Source organism: Chamaesiphon sp. OTE_8_metabat_110 (genome assembly GCF_031382685.1).
In the GTDB taxonomy this organism is placed as follows: domain Bacteria; phylum Cyanobacteriota; class Cyanobacteriia; order Cyanobacteriales; family Chamaesiphonaceae; genus Chamaesiphon.
This window is the reverse complement of record NZ_JANMZA010000354.1, coordinates 1-3856: the sequence shown is the minus strand read 5'-3', so window position 1 is coordinate 3856 and position 3856 is coordinate 1. Positions and strand designations below refer to the sequence as shown.

General features: G+C 43.7%; 3 protein-coding genes and 2 pseudogenes. 4 read left to right on the top strand and 1 reads right to left on the bottom strand.

Going from position 1 to position 3856, the window contains the following annotated elements; translation table 11 throughout:
- Positions 1–192 (top strand): annotated as a pseudogene (locus RMO52_RS24725) (alpha-amylase); the annotation flags it as partial.
- Here RMO52_RS24725 and RMO52_RS12970 read toward each other — a convergent pair.
- Positions 187–741, bottom strand: a pseudogene (locus RMO52_RS12970) (alpha-amylase family glycosyl hydrolase); the annotation flags it as partial. The pseudogenes RMO52_RS24725 and RMO52_RS12970 sit on opposite strands and share 6 nt — an antisense overlap.
- Positions 742–1177: 436 nt before the next feature.
- Here RMO52_RS12970 and RMO52_RS12965 point away from each other — a divergent pair.
- The 3 genes from RMO52_RS12965 to RMO52_RS12955 form a co-directional block, all read left to right on the top strand.
- The gene (locus RMO52_RS12965) at positions 1178–1615 is read left to right on the top strand and encodes a hypothetical protein (RefSeq protein WP_309739332.1); all 438 of its coding nucleotides are present in this window, start codon (positions 1178–1180) and stop codon (positions 1613–1615) included.
- 456 nt (positions 1616–2071) lie between these two features.
- Positions 2072–3187: a GNAT family N-acetyltransferase gene (locus RMO52_RS12960; RefSeq protein WP_310414793.1), complete on the top strand. Its 1116-nt coding sequence runs from the start codon at positions 2072–2074 to the stop codon at positions 3185–3187.
- A 230-nt stretch (positions 3188–3417) separates the two neighbouring features.
- A partial coding sequence (locus RMO52_RS12955) for an aminotransferase class I/II-fold pyridoxal phosphate-dependent enzyme (protein ID WP_310414790.1) occupies positions 3418–3856 on the top strand: 439 nt, incomplete at its 3' end.

The window sequence follows — 3856 nt, the reverse complement described above, 5'->3', positions numbered from 1 at the left end:
CACTGGTGGCATTTTGATGCGATCGATTACAACGCCAAAGATGATGGACTCTCCGCAATTTATCTGCTCAAAGGTAAGTCATTCGATCGGAATGTCGATCTCGAAAAGGGTAATTTCGATTACTTAATGGGTTGCGATTTGGACATGGAAAATCCCGAAGTCGTAGACGAACTAAAACATTGGGGCGAATGGCTTGCCCTTGAGCAAATAAATTGCGGAGAGTCCATCATCTTTGGCGTTGTAATCGATCGCATCAAAATGCCACCAGTGCCATTCCATTTGCGAATACTTACCGTCGCGTCCGGGAAAAGTAAAGTGCGTCCAAGCTTCGATCTTTTGGTATTCACCTACCGTCTCATTCCGGTTATCCATATCAAATGGTGTCGCTTCTACCTCTTCAGATCTATCAGCACCCATTTTGTGATTGAATACGACATCAGCATAGATCTGGATGCCTGCGGCTTTGGCTGTCTGGATCGCTTTGATATATTCAGCTTTGGTGCCATATTTAGTCCGTACCGAACCTTTTTGATCGAATTCACCCAGATCGAATAAATCGTAAATCCCATAACCAACATCCATGCCGCCCCCAGTGCCCTTATATGCTGGCGGCAACCACAAAGACGTAATCCCCGCCGCCGCTAGTTCACTAGCTTTTTCGGCTACTTGATTCCAAAGACTACCATCGTCTGGATTGTACCAGTGGAAGTACTGCATCATTACACCGTTATGTTCAGACATGATTGATATTTATGGGTGAATTATTGGTAAAAATTAACGAATTGATAATGTCGTTGTTTATTTATTGTCGCTGGCAGTACATTGGCTTGTCTATCTGGCATTGGGGACATTTCTAAGACTATCTAAAACTTAGCTATATCTATCAATGGATAGATTTAATGTCTGTATTTATCTATCTTTGGATAGATGGTTTAATTTAACCATTTCTTAAATTTAACTACATTCTGAAATCAAACATAAACTAAAATTAATCACTCGGCAAGATTTAATCTATTAAACTGCTTAGCTAAAATTTGACTTACCGATTATTAATCTCTACCGATATAAATAGATGCTCGATTGGAAATTCCATTGATAAGTATATCGATTGAGCGATCTCCTTTAGAGATATATAAACTACAACTGAAGAGTAGTAATTTTTTAGGTAAATAAAACTATGAAATCGATCGCAACAGTATTGGGCACTAATTTAAAACGGTACTTAGTCCAAGGTATTTGTGGATTGGCGATCGCTTTATCGGTATGGCAGGGGATATCCTGGGGATTAGATTCAGCTTTAGCAGCGTCCTCGATCGAGAAACTAGTCGTACCAGATGCGATCGGTGATAACCGAGCGGAAGTTATCGAACAACTCGCAGCAAAAGAAGATTTAGCAACACATCAAGCCAAATCAAACACGGATGCACCCAAAGATCCGGCGCGATCGCTACTCGAAACCTCAGAAACTGGGGTGAAGATCGATGCTGACAAAGCTGAAAAGTATAGCGGTGACACGCCGGAAATTGTCAAGGGAAATGCCGATCGGAATACTGAGCAAGCCGAAAATTTCTCCAAGAATACTACTAAAAATATCAAAAAAGTGCTGGGCTTCTAGTCCCAACTAATGCGCCAGTCGAATTGTTAGCTCAATTTTAAATTTAAATACATAAATCCTCCCTACAACTCCGAGCCAGTCAATAGTGCGATCGGTGGCGATGGCTCGATCCAGTAGCACTTAGTGGTGCGGTTAGGGCGATCGAATTCGCACTACATTCACTCAGATGACTTGCAGACAATATCTGCAAGTCATTTTTGTGCGTCCACATCGAGCGATTGGTTGCCCCCCTCTCAGACAAAATACCGATCGAGAACGCCGCAGTGATGTTTTTAGAGCAAATTGGGGCAACCTAAGAGTGTGCTGCTCGGCTTGGAGAGCGGACACCAGTAAGCCATCTCGAAGCCCTGCTATGCCAATAGGCTCTATGTAAACCTCGATCGACAGCTACCAAATAAGCAATTAATTCTCAATCTAGCTAGCACTTTTAATAACGAAAATAAGGGGATTCAAAGTATGACTGGGGCGATCGCTTTACCTAACTTGAATAAAGTTCGAGTTGTGCTGCCAACAAACCCAGATTGGCAAAAATACTTAAATAATTTGCCTCATGATTTTTATCATTTAGCTGGGTATTTAGAACTAGAAGCCCAACGCTATGAAGCTACGGCAGAAGCGATCGTTATCGAGGATGATGCAGAAGTATTCTTTTTACCATACCTCCTCCGCAATTGCGATTGCCCCGGCGCTCCAGTTTATGATGTGATTTCACCTTATGGTTATCCCGGCATGTTAGTCAGTCCCGCCGGACAAAATCCGCAATTTATCGATCGCTGCTTGCAGACAATCTATCGCTATTGGCAAGAACGAAATATTTGTTCGGCATTTTTGAGACTGCATCCGATTTTGAATAGTTATTTCATCGATCGCACATCAAACGACCGACATGAATCCAACCGATCGATCGAAGTAACAGAGCGCTTGCACCATCGCGGCGATGTCGTGATTTGCGACTTAACTAACGATCTAGAAGATATCTGGAAGCAAATTAGATCCAGTCATCGTACCAAAATTAATAAGTTAAAACGGTCTGGATTGATGGTTAGGATGGTACCAGTCGATCGCTATCTAGAGGTATTTATCGAGATCTATCGCGAAACGATGAATCGCGTCAATGCCACCTCCAGTTACTATTTTACGCAGGATTATTTCGAGCGGTTTGTAAAAGCATTGGGTAATGGCGTGCAGCTCTGTGTCGTAGAAGTAGACGGTCAAATTATTGCAGCTAGTTTGATTACCGAATTTAGCGGCATCGTTCAATATCATCTCGGGGGTACGCGGACAGAATTTTTGCCCTATTCACCTACCACACTGGTCTTTGACTATGTAATCAAATGGGCCAAACAACGCCAAAACCGCTACTTTAACTTAGGCGGTGGACTTAACGGACAAGATTCACTTTATCACTTTAAAATTGGCTTCTCAGACCTTACCAAATCTTTTGCCACCCTAGAAACGATCGTCGATTGCCAACTTTACGATCGACTCACCGCCCAAAGAGCCGAATCATTAGGTCTGACGACATCAGCACTTAATAATACATCTTTTTTCCCAGCCTATCGCGCAAATTGACGCCAATTTGCGGAGAAATAAGATTGCTTTGGTGCCACACGATCCTGTCAGCGGCGGCGATCGAGCCACCTAAAATAGTAGCTGCTAGCATCAAAAAAAACCTCAATTATCGAGCGAGTAAATCCTCATTAATTCCCTCGCTAGAGCGCTGACATTTAGATCGATCTGGGTATAATAACTAAACATAATGATGTCAGCACTCAATTTTCAGCTATCTATTACCTCTGGCAATGACAAAACCTATCTTACTCTCCACTCCACATATGGGCGATCGCGAGCAGCAATTCGTCACTGAGGCTTTTGAAACCAACTGGATCGCGCCAATTGGCCCTCATGTTGATGCCTTCGAGCGAGAGTTCTGCCAAAAAGTAGGTTCGAGTCATGCGACTGCGGTTAGTTCGGGTACGGCTGCCCTCCATTTAGCCCTCCAACTAGTCGGTGTCGGTGCTGGCGATGAAGTATTTTGTTCGAGCCTGACTTTTTCCGCTAGTGCCAATCCGATCGTTTATCTCGGTGCCAAGCCAGTGTTTATCGATAGCGACAGAACGTCGTGGAACATGAACCCCCAACTGCTCCAAGCTGCCCTAGCACAGCGAGCCGCTGCGGGCAAACTCACCAAAGCAGTAATTCTCGTCCACCTGTACGGTCAAAGTGCCGATATCGATCCCA

Excerpts from the sequence above, each read along its gene's own strand:
- RMO52_RS12965 (WP_309739332.1), top strand. The coding sequence starts at position 1,178 with ATGAAATCGATCGCAACAGTATTGGGCACTAATTTAAAACGGTACTTA.
- RMO52_RS12960 (WP_310414793.1), top strand. The coding sequence starts at position 2,072 with ATGACTGGGGCGATCGCTTTACCTAACTTGAATAAAGTTCGAGTTGTG.